Origin of the sequence: Staphylococcus sp. GDX7P312P (assembly GCF_008385775.1) — a bacterium.
Lineage (GTDB): Bacteria > Bacillota > Bacilli > Staphylococcales > Staphylococcaceae > Staphylococcus > Staphylococcus haemolyticus.
This window is the reverse complement of record NZ_VUKI01000077.1, coordinates 1-361: the sequence shown is the minus strand read 5'-3', so window position 1 is coordinate 361 and position 361 is coordinate 1. Positions and strand designations below refer to the sequence as shown.

Below are 361 nucleotides of genomic sequence, written 5' to 3'. Positions count from 1 at the left end.
CTTGCCAGCAGGAGTAACGTTTAATCCGGACACTAATACAATTAGCGGTACACCAAGCAAAGTGGGAAGTTATCCAATTACGGTGACAACAACAGATGCCGATGGCAATGAAACAACAACAAGCTTTACGATTACGGTCCAAGATACAACGGCACCAACAGTGTCACCAATTGCAGGCCAAACTAAAGAAGTTAACACTGCGATTAATCCAATTAAGATTGATGCGACAGATAACAGTGGCCAAGCCGTAACAAATAAAGTGAGTGGCTTACCAGCAGGAGTAACATTCAATCCAGACACGAATACAATTAGTGGAACACCAACAAAAGTTGGAAGCTATCCAATTACAGTGACAACAACA

The 361-nt window shown here is 42.1% G+C and carries 1 protein-coding gene; it reads left to right on the top strand.

Annotation, left to right across the window (positions count from 1 at the left end):
• Window positions 1-361, top strand: a 361-nt coding sequence (locus F1592_RS13335; protein ID WP_149814206.1) for a putative Ig domain-containing protein, incomplete at both ends; no start/stop codon positions are given.